This window comes from Micromonospora globbae (assembly GCF_036184225.1).
Classification (GTDB): Bacteria; Actinomycetota; Actinomycetes; order Mycobacteriales; family Micromonosporaceae; genus Micromonospora; species Micromonospora globbae.
Window position 1 is genome coordinate 5,469,782 of record NZ_CP108084.1, and the last position, 19,016, is coordinate 5,488,797.

The window sequence follows — 19,016 nt, forward strand, 5'->3', positions numbered from 1 at the left end:
CGCGATCCGATGGCCGCACGCATCCCAGGGGGACGTGCGGCCATCGGCTTTCCGAGGGTGTCCCCGGGCCGGGGCTGTCGACTCGATGCGGGGTGCCACGCCGGGACGCGGTATCCCCCGGCGTGGCCGGTCCCGCGGCGGTATGCCGGCGGGCTGGATGCCGCGCGATGCCGGCACGAAGTGGAGCAGGTGCCGAGGAGCACTCGCGCGGCCCTGTCGTTTCACGTGAAACGGCCGGATGGGTGGCGCAGCGGGCTTCCAGGGCCGCGCCTCGCGTCTCCTATGGCCGAGCCCGATCGGGGCGGGAGGGGCCCGTTCAGGGCTGCGCGGAGGGGCGGCCATGCCGTCCTCCATCCTGGCGGGTGGTTAGCGGTGGGACGATCCTCGGTCGCGTAAGCACATGACCGCGTGAGCGACTGACCGCGTGAGCACCTGGGCGCGTGGGCGCGTGAGGGCGGGCGGGCGTCAGGGCGCGAGCATCTGAGGGCGCGAGCGCATGTGGAGCCAGCGAGCCGGCGCTGTCGACCTGCCCCAGATATGGGACAGCGGACGTCGCGGGCCGCGCAGGCCCGAGCACGTCTGGCCCGAGCACGCCTGGCCCGAGCACGCCTGGCTCGAGCACGCCGTGAGCCGGGTACGCCTGGGGTCGAGCGCACGTCCCGGCCTGAGCACGGGTCACCTCCAGAGCCAGCTCGGTGCACGTGGCGCGTGAGGGACGCCTGGCTCGCGCACGCTCGACCGGGACTCGTCCGGCAGAGCCCGCTTGATTCAGCGTCGCTCAAGCGTCGCTCGGCCCGAGGCGGCTTGGTCTGGGCCGCTCGCCCCGGGGTCCGCTCGTTGGAACGCGCCTCGGACGGAGCCCGTCCGACATCGCGAGCCCGCCTGGCATCGAGCCCACCCCGCAACGAGGCCCGCCTGGTCTGGGCCCGCCGGGGAGCCATTCCGCTTCGCTACTCCGTGGCGCCACGATGGGCCCGATGGTGCGAGCCGGTGGCGGTGACCTTGAGGGGGTTCGTGGCCGCGGGCCGGACCATCGGAAGGCGACCGCGTCCGCCAGTGGTACGGCGACGTTCGCCGCAAAGCCGGGCGGCGGTCCGCTACTCCACCCAGACGAGACTTCCCGCCGGATCAGGGTTCCCGCACCGGGCTCGTCGGGATCCCAGCCGTCCCGACATTGCGACGATGCCTTTCCACCTTCCACGACGTGTCGGTCCATGCCATGGCCCGCTGCGCCACGCGCTCGGGAAGCCCGATCCCGCGCCACACAGAACCGCCGGGACCAACAGCCGTGTTTCACGTGAAACCGCGCCGCAGGCCGGTCGCGGATCGCCCGCCTCTTGACCGGAAACCCCTCACGGACAACTCGCCAGCGCCGGTCGACCTTGTGCCGATCTCCCCGTGCCCCGGTCTACCCGCGCCGACCGCCCGCCGATCTGCCCGGTCTATCCCGCGCCGACCGCCCGCCGTTCTGCCCGGTCTATCCCGCGCCGACCGCCCGCCGTTCTGCCCAGCATCTTGCTCACCCCACGTGCCTCACCCAATCTGGCGCCCCCATCTGGCCCCGATCTGGCCGCCCGATCCGACCCCCGCCACCGACTCAGGGGCGCCGCGGCGCATACGGCCACCGTCCATAGCGATCCCCTGCAGTCCCGTCCCCGCCGAGCGGACCCGCGCCCGGCGCTTCCGCGCTCAGTCGATCGCGCCGAACGCCGGTCGACGCCGAGGCACCCCGCGCCGAACGCCTCCGCACCAACTTCAGTCCGCACCGGTTTCCATCCGCACCCAGTCGGTTGCGCCGACGGCTGGTCGCCGTCGAGGCGTCCGCGTCGGCCCCCGTGGGTTTCGATCGGCCGCGAGGACTCGCGTCCCCCGCCGCGACGGTCGCCTCGGGGCGCTTCGCCCCACGCCCGCACCGTCCCCGGCCGACCCCGCGCCGTCCTCCGACCACCTCGCACCGTCCCCCAACCCGCTCCGCATCCCCGACCACTCCCATGCCTGGCGGCGATCCCCGCCACGACGAAGCGGACCGCCAAGCCGACGTCCTCACGGCGTTGCGCCAGCGATCAAGGCCGAACCGGAGCCCTCCGAGTTATCCACACCGGTTATCCACAGGCACCCACCGTTTCACGTGAAACACCGCGTGGAACCGGGTGTCGACCTGTGGATGACGCCGTGTGTTCGCGACCTTCCGGGGCTCTGGACATCGACGTGAGCACCTGATCGAGAGTGCCCCACCGGCCGGCGAGAACGGATGATTCGGGGTAGGGACAGCCGTCCCGGACTCGGTTAGGGTCAGCCTCGTGCACGACACCCCTCCCGCAGTTCCGGACTTCACCCGGTGGCCCTCGTTCCCCTTCGAGGGCGATCTTCGTGTCAAGCAACTCGACGACCCGGTCCCGGTCGAGCCGCCCCGCAAGGGAGAGGGCAATCGGGAGTGCATCACCTGCGGCGCGCCGGACGAGGCGTACATCTGGGTGGGCGAGCGGTGGCGGGTACGCGCCATGGACCGTCCCACGGGCCTCCCGATGGTGCTCATCCTGGAGTCCCGGTCGCACCTCGACCTCGGCGACCTCCCGAACCTGCTCGCCGCGGAGCTCGGCGTGATGACGGTACGACTGGAGCGCGCGATCCGCTCGCTCGACGGGGTGGCCCGTGTGCACGTGAACCGCTGGGGTGACGGGTCGGCGCACCTGCACCTGTGGTTCCTCGCGCGGCCCTACGGTCAGCTGCAACTGCGGGGCACGTTCCTGTCGCTGTGGGACTCGATCCTGCCGCCGATTCCCGAGGCGAAGTGGCGAGAGAACCTCGCGCTCGTCGCCGCCTGGCTGGCGGAGTTCGGTGGCCGCCCGCTGGCGGAGCCACCCCGGATCGAGTGGCAGGCACCGTCCAGCTTCACCTCGACGCTGCCCACGATCGAGACGGACGATCCGGTGGGCGATTTGGTCTCGGTGATCGAGGCGGCCGAGGAGAACCCGACCGCCGAGGAGAGTCCGGCGGGCATCGGCGGGAGCGCGACGGCCGGCAGCACGACCTCCGGCGGGAGTACGGCCACCGACGGCAGCGCGGACGCGACAACGGCCGAGTCACCGGCCATCCCCGGACAACGCCCCCCGTCACCCGACGAGGCGAAGCCGGCCGTCGGCCAGGCGGGCGGCGCCTGAGCCATCCCGGACGCCGCGCCGCGCCGGATGGGACGCTGACGACCGCACGGTACGGTGGAGCGCGGAACGCGGAGCGCGCAGCGCCGCCCTTGCCCGCCCGAGCGGTCCCGGTGCGCCGTCAGTGGCTGTCAGCTCCGGCGCGCCGTCAGCGGCTGTCAGGGCCGGCGGGCGGCGGCCCGGGCGACCAGCGCGCTCAGCACCCGCCCGAAGTCCAGGCCCGCGGCCGACACGGCGAGCGGCAGCAGCGACGTCTCGGTCATGCCCGGCGAGACGTTGACCTCCAGCACGTGCGGCTGGCCCGCCGCGTCGACGATCATGTCGACGCGGGACAGGTCCCGCAGCCCGAGCGCGTTGTGCGCGGCCAGGGCCACGTCCGCGACCCGTGCCGCGGCATCGGCGTCGAGCCTCGCGGGGGTGTGCCACGTCGTCCGCCCGGCGGTGTACCGGGCCGCGTAGTCGTACACCCCGTTGCGCGGGACGATCTCCACGGCGGGCAGCGCCTGGGGGCCGTCGCCCATGTCGATGACGGAGACCGCCACGTCCATGCCGGCGACGTAGCGCTCGACGAGCGCCGTCGACCCGTACGCGAAACAGCCGACCATCGCGGCCGGGAGCGACGCGCTGTCCCGGACCACGGCGGCGCCCAGGCCCGAGCCGCCCTGCGCCGGCTTGATCATCAGCGGCAGGCCGAGCCGGTCGACGATCCGGTCCAGCACCGCCACGGCGCCCAGTTCGGAGAAGCGGTCGTGCGGCAGCGCCACCCAGTCCGGGGTGGGGATGCCCGCCTCGCGGAGCACGGCCTTCGCCGACGGCTTGTCCCAGGCCAGGCGGGACGCCCGTGCGTCGCAGCCGACGTACGGGACGTCGCAGAGGTCGAGCACCCCGCGCAGCGAGCCGTCCTCGCCCGTCGCACCGTGTAGCGCGATGACGACGGCGTCCGGCGGGTCGGCGGCCAGCGCCGGCAGCAGCGCGATGTCGGCGTCGCGGAGTTCGACGTCCATGCCGACGGACCGGAGCGCGTCGAGCACCCGGCGGCCGGAGCGCAGCGAGACGTCCCGCTCGTAGGAGAGGCCGCCGGCGAGCACCAGCACGTGCAGGTCGTCGATGTTGCCCGGGGCGGTCACCTCGGGGCGGTCGGCAGCGGTCGTACCCATGCCGGCATCATGCCAAGGCCGGCCCCGGCGCGTCCGAGCCGGCCCGGCCCCGACGCGGGCCGTCCCCGCGGACCGCGCCGAAGACGCGGCGCGTCGCCAGCTCCTGCTCCATCACCCCGGCGAGCCGGCGGACGCCCTCCCGGATGCGGTCCGGGGGCGGGAAGCTGAAGTTCAGCCGCATGTTCCCGGTGCCGGAACCGTCGGCGTAGAAGCCGGTGCCCGGCACGTACGCGACCCGGGCGGCGACGGCACGCGGCATCATCGCCTTCGAGTCGAGGCCGTCCGGCAGGGTCGCCCAGACGAAGAGGCCGCCACCGGGTCGCGTCCAGGTGGTGCCCTCCGGCATCAGGTCGGCGAGCGCGTCCAGCAGGGCGTCCCGGCGTTCCCGGTAGATCTCCCGGTAGACCTTGAGCTGTTCCCGCCACGGCATGGTGCCGAGGTAGGTGGCGACGGCCGCCTGGGCGTACGCGCTCGGGCAGAGGATCTGGGCCTCGCTCGCGATGACCAGCTTGTCGCGGACCGCGTGCGGGGCCAGGATCCACCCGACCCGGAGCCCGGGGGCGAAGGTCTTGGAGAACGTGCTGAGGTAGAAGACCCCGTCCCGCCGGCGGGCCCGCAGCGGTGCCGGCGCCTCGCCCTCGAAGCCCAACTGGCCGTACGGGTCGTCCTCCACGACGAGCAGCCCGGCGCGTTCGCAGATGTCGAGCACCCGTTCCCGCCGCTCCTCGGTCAGCGTCACGCCGGCCGGGTTCTGGTAGGTCGGGATGGTGTAGAGGAACTTGACGCGCCTCCCGGCGCGGGCGAGGTCGGCGATGGCCGCTTCGAGCGCCTCGGGGATCAGGCCGTCGTCGTCCATCGGTACGTGCACCACCTGGGCCTGGGCGGCCTGGAACACCCCGAGCGCGCCGACGTAGGTCGGCCCCTCGGCGAGCACCACGTCGCCCGGGTCGAGGAAGAGCCGGGCCACCAGGTCGAGAGCCTGCTGCCCGCCCACGGTGACCACGACGTCGTCGGGTGAGGCGCCGCAGGACGCGTCGATCCCGGAGAGGGCCATCACCTCGCAGATCCGCTCGCGCAGTTCCAGGGTGCCCTGGCCGATGCCGTACTGGAGGGTGGTCACGCCGTGCTCGGCGCCGAGCTGCCCGAGCATCTCGCCGACCGCGTCGAGCGGCAGCGCCGCGATGTAGGGGGCGCCGCCGGCCAGCGAGACGACCTCCGGACGGCTCGCCACCGCGAAGAGGGCCCGGATCTCCGAGGCCGTCATCCCGCGGACACGGCGGGCATAGCGGTCGGTGTAGTCGTCGAGTGTCGTGCCGGTCATGACATCACCTCGATCGCTGGAGGGGTGACTTCCGTCCCGGGCGTACCCCGGACACCGGCGACCATGGCGGCAAGGGGGACGCCGTTTTTCGATCCTAGACCGCGCCGACCAGGCACGGGGCGTCGCTGTGAGCCGCGTCCAGATGCCGGACGTCACCCGCGGCGGTGGGCGTTCGCGCGTCCTCTCCCGTACGGTCGTACTGCGGCGTACGATCGCTCGTCGGGGGCAGGAAGGCGGCGCTGTCGTTCCGTGCCGGTTTCACCGCCGAGCCTAGTGTTGGGGATGCGCCAATGTCGCGACGTCTGGTCAGTCTGACCCTGGACACCCTCGAGGACCTGCCCCGTCCCTGCCGGCAGTGCGTCTACTGGGAACTGGACCCCGTCTCGGCGGACCGCGCCTGCGCGACCGGGGACCCCGGTCTGGAGAAGGAGGCGTGGGTCTCCCAGACGCTCCTGGAGTGGGGCTCCTGCGGGAAGCTCGCCTACGTCGACGGCATGCCGGCCGGTTTCGTCATGTACGCGCCGCCGGCCTACGTGCCCCGCTCGATGGCGTTCCCCACGTCGCCCGTCTCCGCGGACGCGGCGCTGCTGATGACGGCGAACGTGGTGCCCGCGTTCGCCGGTGGCGGGCTGGGGCGGATGCTCGTCCAGGGCGTCGCGCGGGACCTCACGAAGCGGGGCATCAAGGCGATCGAGGCGTTCGGTGACGCGAAGTTCGGCGACACGCAGGACGACGCCTCCCGCGCCTGCGTGGCACCAGCCGATTTCTTCCTCTCCGTCGGTTTCAAGACCGTACGTCCACATCCCCGCTTCCCCCGGCTGCGCCTCGAACTGCGGACGGCGCTGAGTTGGAAGTCCGACGTCGAGTACGCGCTGGAGAAGCTGCTCGGGTCCATGAGCCCGGAGACACTGCTCCGTCCCGTGCGGCCCGCCCCGGCGACCCGCTCCACCAGCTAGGGCGGGTGATCCCCGCCGAGCCGAGGCGGAGTCCCGGCGGCGCCTGGGCGCCTCAGTCCACGACGGTGCCGGCGGCCACCACGGCCCGCAGTTCGCTCACGTCGATCGAACCGGTCGGCACGTCCCGCTCGATCGGGAAGTACATCCGCTGCACGGCGGCGACGATCGCCTCGACCACGCGGTCACGGAACCGCGGGTCGACCAGCCGGCCGCGGTCCGTCGGCGAGGTGAGGTAGCCGACCTCGACCCGGACCGCCGGCATGCGGGTCAGCCGGAGCAGGTCCCACGCCTTCGCGTGGGTGCCGCAGTCCCGCAGCCCGGTGCGCGCCACGATCTCGCGCTGCACGAGCCCGGCGAGACGTTCACCGGTCGCCGACGTCACCCCGTTGTCGGTGCCGTAGTGGTAGGTCGCCACGCCGTCGGCCGCCGGGTTCTGGTGCCCGTCGGTGTGCAGCGAGATGAACACGTCGGCGCCGAGCGCGTTCGCCAGCTGGGCGCGGTCGGTGTCGGGCAGGCACTCCCCGGGGGCGGGGCCCCGTGTGAGCTGCACCCGGACCCCGGACGCGGCGAGCCGCCCCTCCAGCCGGCTGGCCAGGTCGTGCACCAGGTCGGCCTCGGTCCAGCGCAGCGGCCCGTCCGGCACCACGACGCCCGGGTCGGTGCCGCCGTGCCCGGGGTCGATGACGACCGTACGACCGACCAGGGTCGGCCCGGACTGGCGGATGGCGTCCGACTCGCGCAACCACTGGGGCCGGCCGCCGACGACCTTGCGCCCGAGCCGCCGCAGCGCGTTCATGGTGTGCGGTCCGCACGCCCCGTCGGGGGTGAGCCCGACCTCCCGCTGGAACTGGGCCACCGCGCGGGACGTCCGGACGCCGTAGATGGCGTCGGCGCGGCCCACGTCGTACCCCATCTCCAGCAGGCGCTCCTGCAACGTGCGGACGTCCTCGCCGGTGAGCGGTTCGGGCACCGCGTGGTAGAGGGTGCGCGCGCCGAGGCGCCACCGGGCCGCCTCCAGGGCCCGCCAGGTCTCCGCGCCGACCCGGCCGTCGACGCTGAGCCCGCGTGACTGCTGGAAGGCGCGTACGGCCCGCTCGGTCGCGGCGTCGAACTCGTCGGACCGCCCCTCGTCGGTCGGTGCGAGCAGGTGGAGGCCGGCCAGTACGGTACGGATCTCCGTCACCGCGGGTCCGCGGTCACCGGGACGGATCGGACGCACGCACGACCCCCTCTGCGCGGATGCTGGCTGGCCGGGCGGCCCGTGCTTGAGGTTATGCGGTCCGGGGCGGCGAGGTGGCTCGGCCGACGAAAAAACGCGACCCCGCACCCGGTCGGCCCGGGTACGGGGTCGCTGCGTCGGTGCTGCTCAGAGAGCGGACTCGATGAGCTTGACGAGTTCGCCCTTCGGCTTGGCGCCGGCGATCGACTGCACCGGCTCGCCGTTCTTGAACACCGTCAGGGTCGGCACGGACATCACCCGGTACGTCCGGGCGGTCTCCGGGTTCTCGTCGATGTTGAGCTTGACGATGCTGACCCGGTCACCCATCTCGCCGGCGATCTCCTCCAGCAGGGGCGACACCTTGCGGCACGGCCCGCACCACTCGGCCCAGAAGTCGACCAGCACCGGCTTGTCGGACTTCAGCACGTCGGTCGCGAAGCTCGCGTCGGTGACCGCCTTGGTTGTTCCCACTATGGCCCCTCCTCCGGGTGTGTTTGGTTGTTCAGCCCTGCAGCGTCGCGATGAAACGCTCGGCGTCGAGGGCGGCGGCGCAGCCCGTACCGGCGGCGGTGATGGCCTGCCGGTAGGTGTGGTCTACCAGGTCGCCGGCCGCGAAGACACCGGGCACGCTGGTCCGCGTGCTGGGCGCCTGCACCTTCACGTACCCCTCGTCGTCCAGCTCCACCTGGCCCCGGAACAGCTCGCTGCGCGGGTCGTGGCCGATCGCCACGAAGACGCCGGTGACGTCCAGCACCTTCGTCTCGCCGGTGTGGACGTTGCGGACGCGTACGCCGGACACCTTGCCGTCGGAGCCGAGGATCTCCTCGACCACCGTGTTCCACTCGACCTTGATCTTGTCGTTGTTCAGCGCCCGGTCGGCCATGATCTTGCTGGCCCGGAACGAGTCGCGCCGGTGGATGATGGTGACCGAGTCCGCGAAGCGGGTGAGGAAGCTCGCCTCCTCCATGGCCGAGTCGCCACCGCCCACGACGACGATGTGCTGGTTGCGGAAGAAGAAGCCGTCACAGGTCGCACAGGAGGAGACGCCGTGGCCGAGGTACTCCTGCTCGCCCGGCACGCCCAGCGGCCGCCAGGCGGAACCGGTGGCGAGGATGACCGCGCGGGCCCGGTAGGCGGTCTCACCGACCCAGACCGTGCTGGCGGCGTTGGAGCCGACGTCGCCGGTGTCCACCAGCTCCACCCGGGTCACGTCGTCGGTCAGGAACTCGGCGCCGAACCGCTCGGCCTGCTTGCGCATGTTGTCCATCAGCTCGGGGCCGAGGATGCCGTCGGCGAAGCCCGGGAAGTTCTCCACCTCGGTCGTCGTCATCAGCGCGCCGCCGGACTGGACGCCCTCGATGACGAGGGGCTTCAGGTTCGCGCGCGCGGCATAGACCGCCGCCGTGTAGCCGGCCGGCCCGGAGCCGATGATGATCAGGTTGCGGACCTCGTCCACTGCCGTCTCCCGAGTTGTGTGTGCCGGCCGCGGCGTGCACACCGAGGCCGATCCGGGTGCCGACGCCTGGAGGTGCCGGCAGCTACTTCCGAAACGTCATCGTACGAACCGGGAATTCCCGAGCCGGGCGTCCGGTGGGTCACGTCACGCGAGCCCTCGAACGCCCGGTGACCGCTCGTTTCACCCTACCCGCGTGCGGTAGCGGGTGTCCGCGCCGGACCCGGGCACACCGCACTCGGGGCCGCTCACCCACGCCCAGCTGGTCCCCGTGCCGTCGGTGAACCGTACGACGAGGGCCTGCTCCCCCTGGAAGGCGGCGTAGTCGATCAGATCGGCCACGAGCGGGCCGGCCGGGTGCTCGGCCGCGATCGCCCGCAGGCACGCCCGGAGCGCATCCTGGTCGGTGAGGCGCGCGAGCAGGTCCCGGCCGTCGGGCGCCGGGATCCGGCCGCCCTCGGCGCCGGCCATCCGGGGCGGCGACGGAACGCCGTACGCCTTGGTGGTCGCGAGCGGGGCGGCCAGCGACTGCGGGGTGTAGTCCGTGCCGCTGTGCATGGCCGGGCCCGTCGTCCGCACCGGGTCGGCGCCGCTGGCCGCCTCGGGGGCGCTGGCCGGATGGTTCAGGGCCGTGTCGGCGGTCCTGGCGTCGTCCGTGCCGCGCGCGAGGTGGTTGACGCCGAGCCCGACGGCGGCCAGCGAGACCGCGGCGAGCGCCACCGGGCCCGCCACGCGCCGCCAGCGTCGCCGCCGGCCCGGGCCGGTCGCCGCACCCGGCTCCGAGCGCGGAGCCCCCACGCCGGGCCGCCGCGGGGAGCGCCCCTGCGCGGGTACCAGTCGGACGCCGGCCGGCTCATCGTCCGGCGCGTCCCCGTCCGGCGCCGCGTCGGTGCCCGCCGGGTCGGTCGCGGCGGGCGGGACGTCCGGGTCGGCACCGGCCGGCCGGGAGTCGGTGGCCGGGTCGACCGGGACGGAGTCCGCGTCGGCGGCCGCGTCGAGCACCGCCGGGTCGGGGCGGTCGGCCGACAGGGCGGCGAGGGCCGCGGTGATCCGGTCGGCGACCGCCGGCGGGATCTCGTCCACCGGCTCGCCCCAGCGGGCCAGGTCGGCCCGCACGGCCGACACGGCGGGCGCCAGCCGGGCGTACGCCTCGGCCCACGCCGCGTCCTCGGCGACCAGCCGGGCGACCATCGCCTGCTCGGGTGTGCCGTCGAGCGCCCCGCCGAGGAAGTCGGCGAGCAGGTCGTGGTCGACCTCCCTGAACCCCCCGACCGTCACATGTCCTCCTGGTTGGCGTCCCGCCGGGTTCGCCCCGACCCTGATCCGACGCCCTCGGTGGGGCGTGGGTTCCCCGGGGTGACCGGCGGCACGTCGACCTGGTCCCTCCCGGCCCGCACGTCCCCGGCCGGCGACGACGACGCCGGGCGGCCCGCCGAGGGGCGCAGGTGGCCCAGGATCACCGCCAGCCGGGCCCGCCCGCGGGCGCACCGGCTCTTCACCGTCCCCTCGGCCACCCCGAGGATCCGGGCCACCTCGGCGACCGGGTAGCCCTGCACGTCGACGAGGACGAGGGCGGCACGCTGCTCCGCCGGAAGCGCGGCGAGCGCCTCCCGGACGACCAGCGCCGTGTCGTGGTCGTACGCGGGGGCGGCCGGCTCGACGCCCCCGGTGCCCGGCCCGCTGTCGGTGCGTACGCCGTCCGGCAGCGGCACGGTGGGGTGTGCCTGTCGGCGGCGGATCCGGTCCAGGCAGGCGTTCACGACGATCCGGTGCAGCCACGTGGTGACCGCCGAGTCGCCGCGGAACCGGGCCGCGGCCCGGTGGGCGGAGAGCAGGGCGTCCTGGAGCGCGTCGGCGGCTTCCTCGCGGTCACCCATGGTGCGCAGCGCCACCGCCCACAGGCGGTCGCGGTGGCGCTGGAAGAGCTGGGCGAAGGCGTCCCGGTCACCGGCGACGTGGGCGCGCAGCAGCGCGAGGTCGCTGACCGGATCGGCGGGCCCGGCCGGGGCGGGCGGGCCCGCCGGGGGCACGCTCGCCGTACGGGTCTCGCGTTCGTCCATCACCACGTCCGGCGGAGGCGGTGCCCGGAGCGCGGCGGACGGCTCACGACCCCTGGACCGTGATCTCCTGGACCCCGAGCCGGTAGCCTCCGTCGTCGTCGGCCGGCAGCTTGGTCACCCAGAAGAGCAGGTAGCGGTACTGCGCGTCGGGGTTGAAGCCGGCGAAGGCCATCGTGGCGCCGTCGTGGTCCTCGTACGGCTGCCCGATCCGGGTCTTGTAGTTCTCCAGCAGCTGCTTGTCGCCCGACGAGGTGGAGGGCCAGTTCTGCGTGCCGGTGAGCAGTTCGGCGCTGGCGCCGGTGCCCGAGAGCGTGACCTGCAACGACTTCACGGTGTGCGGGGCGCCGAGGTCGATCCAGACACCCATGCCGCGCTTGAGGTCGCCGAACTTGTCGTTCGGGTACCGGTCGGTCCGCCAGCCCTCGTCCTCGTTCTTGTCGATGATCTTCTTGGCGCCGTCCAGCTCGTCGCGCTTCTTGCTGTCGGGGTCGACGATGCGGATGTCCTGGATCCGCAGCGGGCCCACGGTGGGCGCCGGCGCCCCGTCGCCACCGGCCGGCGCGCTGGAGGTGGGCGCCGCCACGGGGTTGGTGCGGGGGTCGTCCTTCCCGTCGCCCAGCACGCTGATGCCGATCAGCAGCCCGACCAGCGCGACCGCCAGCAGGCCGGCGATGCCGATGGCGACCTTGCGGCCGCCCGCGGCGGCCAGGGGCGAGGGCTCGTCGCCCGTCTCGGCCGTGAAACGCAGCGGGCCGGTGTTGTCGAGGAACTGGTCCTCGGCCGGTACGTCGAGCCGGGCCAGTTCGGCGGCGAGCACGTCGGACGACGGCGGGCTGATCTCCGCGTCGAGCAGGTCCATGGTGAGGTCGTCCAGGTACGCCGGCACACCGGCGCGGACCTGGCGGGGCGCGGCGAGGGCGCCGTTGGCGTCCCGGACGGCGTCGGGGATGGCCGCCCGCCCGTGCCCGGCGGTGGCGCCGCGCAGCGGGGCCTCGGTGTGCGGCCAGTAGCCGGTCAGTGCGAAGTAGAGGATCCCGCCGACCGCCCGGATGTCGCTCTCCTGGCTGTCGTCGCCGTCGGTGCGGGCGTCGGCCAGCACCACCCGGCCGTCATCGGAGATCATGACGGTGCCCGGGTGCACGTTCCCGTGCACCATGCCGGTGGCGTGCACGGCGGCGAGGGCGCTGGCCACGGCGGCGCCGATCGCGGTCGCCCGGGCCGGGTCCAGGGGCTCCTCGGTGACCAGCTCGCGCAGGGAGTGCCCGTCGACCCACTCGCGCACCACGTAGGCCCGCTCGCCCTCGTCGATCGCGTCGTAGACGCCGACCAGGTTGGGGTGGATGACCCGGCTGGCCGCGACGGCGGCCTGGAGCATCTCGGTGGCGGAGTCGCCACCCGGGTAGCGCAGCACGACCGCGACGGGACGGCGCAGCACGACGTCGACGCCACGCCAGACCAGGCGCCCGGCGCTGTCGTTGTTGATGTGCTCGACCAGTTCGTACCGCTCGGCGAGGATCTCACCGGCCGTGGGAGCACCGAAGGTCATGACCGGCGGAGCGCTCTCGTCCGCGTCCTGACCCTCGCCGACCTGGGTCACCCGTCCTCCCTCGGTGATCGTGTCGATCGATGGACCCGCGCTGCTGGGCATGTGGCTTCCCGCTCTGCCTTCGAAGGAACCGGCCGACCGGTGTCGACGCGAGGCGCCGCGCCTGCCGAACCCGTCGAGAGCGACCTTACCCGGGTTGCCCGCCTCCCCGACATGTCATCTTCCCGCCGTACCCGCCGGGGGTGCCGGGGGTCGGACGAGTCGTCCGGTTACGACTGTTGTCAACCACGTTGCTGGCACATGTACTAGCCAAATCTACGTGTTCGCCGCAAGAGGCCGCCGGAGGGGCTCGAACCGGCGTGGTCGCCCGGATCACGCCGCCGGGGTTCCCACCGTACGGCCGGGCACGCTCAGCCGTACGGCTGGTTATCCACAGGCCGATCCGGCAGCTGACCGGTGAATCGCGGAGTTATCCACAGGCTCATCCCCAGACTGGTGATCCACCGTCACCATGCGTCGCCGAGCCGGGCGGGCGCGGTCAGCGGCCGAGCCGCCGGCGCACCATGCCCACCACCTCGGTGATCTCGCCGATCCGGAGCAGCGTGGCGAGCCCGAGGTACGTGCCGCCGATCGCGGCGCCGCCGATCACGAGCTGGACGAGAGCCTGACCCCAGCTCGGCGTGTCGTCGCCCGGCAGCAGGGCCACCACGAGGAGGCCGACCAGCGCCGCCCCGAGGGCCGCGACGAGGACCCGGCCGATGGTGCGCATGATGCCGCCGAGCCCGATCCGCCCGACCCGGGGCCGCAGCAGCCACGCCGAGGCGATGGCGGCCGCCAGGTAGGACACCGCGTTGCCGACCATCATCCCGGCCGCGGCGAAGTGGGCGGCGAACGCGGCGAAGAGCACGATTTGCACGCCGATCCGTAGCGCCACGACCGGGATGTTGATCAGCGCGGGCGTACGCGTGTCGGGCAGCGCGTAGAAGGCGAACGTGAAGAGCTGGCTGATCGCGAACGGCACCAGGGCGAGCGCGGCCAGCAGCAGCACCAGCGACGTGTCGGCGGCGTTCTCGTCGGTGAACGCGCCGTAGCGGAACAGCACGACCGCCAGCGGGCCGGCCAGCACGGCGTAGCAGACGGCTATCGGGGCGAGCACCGCCGAGACGGTCCGGGTGCCCCGGGACAGGTCGGCGGCGAAGTCGGCGTAGCGGCCATCGGCCGCCGCCGCGCTCATCCGCGGCATCAGCGCCGTGATGATCGAGACGGCGATGATGCCGTGCGCCATCATCAGCAGGAGGAAGACGTTGTTGTAGATCAGCGCGCCCGCGTCACCGTCGCCCGCGCGGTTGAGCAGATTGAACAGCACGATCAGGCCGACCTGGCTGACCGCGACGTAGCAGAACATCCACCCGCCGAGCCGCCCCAGCTCACGCAGTCCCAGCGCGCGGAAGTCGAAGCGCAGCTTCCACCGGAAACCGACCCTGCGCAGCGCCGGCAGCAGACCGGCGGCCTGGATCGCGACACCGAGCAGGGTGCCGCCGCTGATGAGCACGATCCGGCCGGCGGTCATCTCCTCCGGCCGGACGATCTCGGCACCGAAGATCGCGATGTAGAGGCCGGCGGTGGCGATCACCACGATGTTGTTCAGGATCGGCGCCCACATGGGGGCGGCGAAGTGCCCCCGGGTGTTGAGCACCGCGCTGATCAGCGCGCTGAGGCCGGTGAAGAAGATCATCGGCAGCATCAGGTACGACAGGTGGGTGACGAGTGACTGGTAGTCCTCGCCCCGGTTGTCGCTCGCGTACAGCTGGGTCAGCAGCGGCGCGGCGACCACCGCGACCAGCGCGGCCGCCGCGAGGGTGACCACGGCCAGGGTGAGCAGTCGCTGGGCGTACGCCTGGCCGCCGTCCGCGTCGGCCTTGCGCCGGCGCACGAGCACCGGGATCAGCACGCTCGTGAGGATGCCGCCGAGCAGGAACTCGTAGACCATCCCGGGCAGGATCTGCGCGGTCGTGTACGCGTCGCCGACCAGCGCCCCGCCGAGCGCGGCGGTCAACGCGAGCGTGCGGAGGAAGCCCGTGCCGCGGCTCACGAGGCTGCCGATCGCCATCACCGCGCTGTTGGTGGCCGCGCTGCCCTCGGCGACCTGCTCCTGCGGCGGAGCCGTCGACTCCATCGACGGCTGGTTGAGCGGCTCGGCGGAGATGAAGACGGCACCGTCGTCGGTCGGCCGCCCCGGGTACCCGCCCGGCCCACCGCCCTGTGCGGCGTTCGCGCTGCGGTAGAGCCCGCCGCTCATCTTCAGCCTCCCCGGATGCCTCGCCGGGCGCGTGCCCGCACGTGACAGACGATAGTCAACGCGAGCGCGTTACCCACGCCCGGCGCGGGTGATCCGGACCAGGCCCGATAGTCTGGCGATCCCATGTCCGAAGCCTCCGCACCGCACGCCGCCGACCGCCGCGAACTCACCGCCGCGCAGCGCAACGCCGTCGCCGAACTCCTCCGGGTCTCCCCGGTCGCCGACGAGCTGGGCCGTCGGTTCGCCCGCGCCGGTCACGAGTTGCACCTCGTGGGCGGTTCGGTGCGGGACGCCCTGCTCGGCCGGCTCGGCGAGGATCTCGACTTCTGCACCGACGCGCACCCCGACGAGACGCTGCGCATCGTCAAGGGCTGGGCGGAGGCGATCTGGGAGACCGGCCGTGAGTTCGGCACCATCGGCGCCCAGCGCGGCGGGCTGCGGCTGGAGATCACCACGTTCCGCGCCGAGGCGTACGACCAGGTCAGCCGCAACCCCGTGGTGGAGTACGGCACCAGCCTCGTCGAGGACCTGAAGCGACGCGACTTCACCATCAACGCGATGGCGGTGAGCCTGCCGGACCACCGGTTCACCGACCCGCACGGCGGGCTCGAGGACCTCGCCGCCCGGGTGATCCGCACCCCCGCCGCGCCGCAGGAGTCGTTCCGCGACGACCCGCTGCGGATGCTCCGCGCCGCCCGGTTCGCCGCCCAGCTGCGCTTCGCGGTGCACCCGGACGTGCGGACCGCGATGACCGCGATGGCCGCCGACCTGGACCGGATCACCGCCGAGCGGATCCGGGACGAGTTCACCAAGCTCCTCTGCGGCGCCGACCCCGTCACCGGGCTGCGGCTGCTCGTCGACACCGGCCTGGCCGACCGGTTCCTGCCCGAGCTGACCGGGCTCAAGCTGGAGATCGACGAGCACGCCCAGCACAAGGACGTCTACGAGCACACGCTCACGGTGGTCAGCAACGCCATCGGCTACGAGGAGGACGGCTGCGACTTCATCCTCCGGATGGCCGCGCTCATGCACGACGTGGGCAAGCCGGCCACGAAGGCGGTCGGCCCGGACGGCCGGGTCAGCTTCCACCACCACGAGGTGGTCGGCGCGCGGATGACCAAGGCCCGGATGAAGGCGCTGCGCTACCCGAAGGACGTCATCGGCAAGGTCACCGCGCTGGTCGCGCTGCACCTCCGCTTCTACGGGTACGGCCGGGGCGAGTGGACCGACTCGGCCGTGCGGCGGTACGTCACCGACGCCGGTGACCTGCTGCCCCGGCTGCACAAGCTGACCCGGTCGGACTGCACCACCCGCAACCGGCGGAAGGCGGCGCAGCTCGCCGCGGACTACGACGCGCTGGAGGAGCGGATCGCCCGGATCGCCGCCGAGGAGGACCTGGCGCGCGTCCGGCCCGACCTCGACGGCAACGCCATCATGGAACTGCTCGGCGTGCCGCCGGGGCCGGTGGTGGGCCGGGCGTGGAAGTACCTCAAGGACCTGCGGCTGGAACGCGGCCCGCTGGACCGGGAGACCGCCGAGGCCGAGTTGCTGCGCTGGGCCCGGGAACAGGGGCTCTGACGGCTCGCCACGGGTGTGGCGCCGTCCGGTTCGCGACACGCCGGACGTGCGGACCGAACGTATGACGCGGATCCCGCGGACATCACCCATCATGGATCGGCAACCCTCAGCCTCCCGGTTTCCTCCAGGCGGGCTGCGCCGTCCGACCGTCCCGTCCATCCACAGGGGACGGTCGCCTCATCCACGGGGAGTCATCAGTGAGACGTCGTGGCGTTGTACGCCATTCGGCGATGGCGAGTCTACTCCTCGCCTCCGCCACCTCCATCGCCGTCGCCGGGTCCGGCGGCCCGGCGATGGCCGAACCGGCTTCACCGACGCGGGCGCCTGTGCGTGGCGCTGCACCCGGTGACGTCGTGCCCGGTCGCTACATCGTCGTCCTCAAGGACGGCAAGGCGACCCCGAGCGAGACGCGGGCCGCCGCCACCGCGCTCTCCGAGAAGAACGGCGGAAAGGTCCGCAAGGTCTTCACGAGCAGCCTGCGCGGATACTCGGTCGAGGCCAGCGCCGGACAGGTGAAGCGGCTCGAGCTGGACGCGCGGGTGGCCTATGTGGAGCCCGTCATGAAGGCGTCGGCGACCGGGACCCAGACCAACCCGCCGTCGTGGGGGCTGGACCGGATCGACCAGGCGTCGCCGAAGCTGAACCGCTCCTACACGTACCCCAGCACCTCCGCGAGCAACGTCCGGGCGTACGTGCTCGACACCGGCATCAACATCGCGCACCAGGACTTCGGCGGCCGGGCCAGCCACGGGTTCAACGCCGTGCCCGACCAGCCGTCCACCGACGCAAGCGACTGTGACGGCCACGGCACGCACGTGGCGGGCACCGTGGGCGGTACGACGTACGGCGTCGCCAAGGACGTCAAGCTCGTCGCCGTCCGGGTGCTGGACTGCGCGGGCACCGGCACCACCGAGGAGGTCCTCGCCGGCATCAACTGGGTGACGGCGAACGCCGTGAAGCCGGCCGTGGTGAACATGAGCCTCGGCTTCGGCTACAACAACCAGGCGGTCAACGACGCGATCACCGCGTCGATCGCCACCGGGCTCACCTACACGGTGGCCGCCGGGAACGCCATGCAGGACGCCTGCCTGGTGAGCCCCGCGTCGGTGCCGGCGGCGATCACGGTCGGCGCCACCGACCAGATCGACGCTCGCGCCTGGTTCTCCAACTACGGCGCCTGCCTGGACACGTTCGCCCCGGGGGTCGGCATCACGTCCGCCGCCATCGGCGGCACGACCGGCAGCGCCACGATGAACGGCACCTCGATGGCGTCGCCGCACGTGGCGGGAGCCGCAGCGCTGCTGCTGGCCGCGAACCCGGGCTGGAGCCCGGCGCAGGTCCGCAACACGATCGTGACCCGCGGCCTCTCCGGCGCGGTCCACGACACGCAGCGCTCGCTCGACCGGTTCCTCCAGGTCGGCACGACCCCCGCGGCCCGCAGCTCCTACGGTCTGCGCGCGCGGGTCAACGGAAAGCTGGTGACGGCGGAGAGCTCCGGCACCAAGCCGCTGATCGCCCGCGGCACCGCCGTGGGGCCGTGGGAGAAGTACGACGTCGTCGACGCCGGCAGCGGGTACGTGGCCCTGCGGGCGAAGGTGAACGGCAAGTTCGTCACCGCGGAGAGCTCGGGCACGAAGCCGCTCATCGCCCGCGCCTCGGCCATCGGTGAGTGGGAGAAGTTCCAGATCTCGCACGGCACGGACGGCAGCGTGAGCCTCAAGGCGAAGGTGAACGGCAAGTTCGTGACGGCGGAGAGCTCGGGCACGAAGCCGCTCATCGCTCGGGCCACGACCGTCGGCGCGTGGGAGAAGTTCGACTTCGAGGCACCGAACCCGACGGTCAGCCTCAAGGCGAAGGTGAACGGAAAGTTCGTGACGGCGGAGAGTTCCGGCACGAAGCCGCTCATCGCTCGGGCCACGACCGTCGGCGCGTGGGAGAAGTTCGAGCTGGAGTTCCTCCCCGAGGGCGGCTTCTTCACCATCCGCGCGCTGATCAACAACAAACTGGTGGTCGCGGAGAGCTCGGGCACCAAGCCGCTCATCGCCCGGAGCACGGCGGTCGGCCCGTGGGAGGTGTTCGACTTCGTGGAGTACAACCCGGACGGCACCATCTACCTGCGGGCGTACGTCGACGGGCAGGCGGTGACCGCCGGGGCGAACCCGCTGATCTCCGACAAGACCATCGACTGGCTCGACCCGGAGCTGGGTCTCGGCACCGCGCAGAAGTTCACTGTCGCGACGCTCTGACCGGTCCACGACGCCCGCCGCCC

13 protein-coding genes are annotated in these 19,016 nt (G+C 72.9%); 4 read left to right on the forward strand and 9 right to left on the reverse strand.

The genetic code is table 11. From position 1 onward, the window contains the following. Positions 1-2,300 precede the first annotated feature (2,300 nt). Positions 2,301-3,161, forward strand: a complete 861-nt coding sequence (locus OG994_RS24790; RefSeq protein ID WP_328851133.1) for a hypothetical protein — start codon at positions 2,301-2,303, stop codon at positions 3,159-3,161. A gap of 155 nt (positions 3,162-3,316) precedes the next feature. Here OG994_RS24790 and OG994_RS24795 read toward each other — a convergent pair whose 3' ends face one another. Further along, complete coding sequence (locus OG994_RS24795; protein ID WP_328851134.1) at positions 3,317-4,315, reverse strand: D-alanine--D-alanine ligase family protein; 999 nt, start codon at positions 4,313-4,315, stop codon at positions 3,317-3,319. 7 nt (positions 4,316-4,322) lie between these two features. Then, entirely contained in the window at positions 4,323-5,636 is a 1,314-nt protein-coding gene (locus OG994_RS24800; protein WP_120328318.1) for an aminotransferase-like domain-containing protein, read from the reverse strand. Between the two features lie 290 nt (positions 5,637-5,926). Here OG994_RS24800 and OG994_RS24805 point away from each other — a divergent pair, with 290 nt between their 5' ends. Then, entirely contained in the window at positions 5,927-6,592 is a 666-nt protein-coding gene (locus tag OG994_RS24805) for a GNAT family N-acetyltransferase (RefSeq protein ID WP_120328319.1), read from the forward strand. Positions 6,593-6,644: 52 nt separating this feature from the next. Here OG994_RS24805 and OG994_RS24810 read toward each other — a convergent pair whose 3' ends face one another. From OG994_RS24810 to murJ, 7 genes are all read right to left on the reverse strand, one after another. Further along, positions 6,645-7,811, reverse strand: a complete 1,167-nt coding sequence (locus OG994_RS24810; protein ID WP_120328320.1) for an N-acetylmuramoyl-L-alanine amidase — start codon at positions 7,809-7,811, stop codon at positions 6,645-6,647. A gap of 147 nt (positions 7,812-7,958) precedes the next feature. After that, the gene (gene trxA / locus OG994_RS24815; RefSeq protein ID WP_120328321.1) at positions 7,959-8,282 is read right to left on the reverse strand and encodes a thioredoxin; all 324 of its coding nucleotides are present in this window, start codon (positions 8,280-8,282) and stop codon (positions 7,959-7,961) included. Positions 8,283-8,313: 31 nt separating this feature from the next. Then, positions 8,314-9,267, reverse strand: a complete 954-nt coding sequence (gene trxB / locus OG994_RS24820) for a thioredoxin-disulfide reductase (RefSeq protein ID WP_120328322.1) — start codon at positions 9,265-9,267, stop codon at positions 8,314-8,316. 180 nt (positions 9,268-9,447) lie between these two features. Beyond that, on the reverse strand, positions 9,448-10,542 hold the full coding sequence (locus tag OG994_RS24825; RefSeq protein WP_120328323.1) for a serine/threonine-protein kinase: 1,095 nt from the start codon (positions 10,540-10,542) through the stop codon (positions 9,448-9,450). Continuing rightward, entirely contained in the window at positions 10,539-11,324 is a 786-nt protein-coding gene (sigM, locus tag OG994_RS24830) for an RNA polymerase sigma factor SigM (RefSeq protein WP_120328324.1), read from the reverse strand. The genes OG994_RS24825 and sigM overlap by 4 nt, the downstream gene beginning before the upstream one ends. A gap of 43 nt (positions 11,325-11,367) precedes the next feature. Then, on the reverse strand, positions 11,368-12,972 hold the full coding sequence (locus OG994_RS24835) for a protein kinase family protein (protein ID WP_120328325.1): 1,605 nt from the start codon (positions 12,970-12,972) through the stop codon (positions 11,368-11,370). A 436-nt stretch (positions 12,973-13,408) separates the two neighbouring features. After that, entirely contained in the window at positions 13,409-15,169 is a 1,761-nt protein-coding gene (murJ, locus tag OG994_RS24840) for a murein biosynthesis integral membrane protein MurJ (protein ID WP_328851135.1), read from the reverse strand. Positions 15,170-15,292: 123 nt separating this feature from the next. Between murJ and OG994_RS24845 the strand changes: the two genes are divergently transcribed. Both OG994_RS24845 and OG994_RS24850 read left to right on the forward strand, forming a co-directional pair. Beyond that, positions 15,293-16,747: a CCA tRNA nucleotidyltransferase gene (locus tag OG994_RS24845; RefSeq protein WP_328851136.1), complete on the forward strand. Its 1,455-nt coding sequence runs from the start codon at positions 15,293-15,295 to the stop codon at positions 16,745-16,747. 353 nt (positions 16,748-17,100) lie between these two features. Then, a complete protein-coding gene (locus OG994_RS24850; protein WP_328851137.1) occupies positions 17,101-18,993 on the forward strand; it encodes a S8 family serine peptidase in 1,893 nt (630 codons plus the stop codon). Positions 18,994-19,016 lie beyond the last annotated feature (23 nt).

Bases quoted from the DNA above. Each gene is read 5' to 3' on its own strand.
- murJ (WP_328851135.1), bottom strand. From the start codon at position 15,169: ATGAGCGGCGGGCTCTACCGCAGCGCGAACGCCGCACAGGGCGGTGGG.
- OG994_RS24845 (WP_328851136.1), top strand. From the start codon at position 15,293: ATGTCCGAAGCCTCCGCACCGCACGCCGCCGACCGCCGCGAACTCACC.
- OG994_RS24835 (WP_120328325.1), bottom strand. From the start codon at position 12,972: ATGCCCAGCAGCGCGGGTCCATCGATCGACACGATCACCGAGGGAGGA.
- OG994_RS24805 (WP_120328319.1), top strand. From the start codon at position 5,927: ATGTCGCGACGTCTGGTCAGTCTGACCCTGGACACCCTCGAGGACCTG.
- sigM (WP_120328324.1), bottom strand. From the start codon at position 11,324: ATGGACGAACGCGAGACCCGTACGGCGAGCGTGCCCCCGGCGGGCCCG.
- OG994_RS24795 (WP_328851134.1), bottom strand. From the start codon at position 4,315: ATGGGTACGACCGCTGCCGACCGCCCCGAGGTGACCGCCCCGGGCAAC.
- OG994_RS24800 (WP_120328318.1), bottom strand. From the start codon at position 5,636: ATGACCGGCACGACACTCGACGACTACACCGACCGCTATGCCCGCCGT.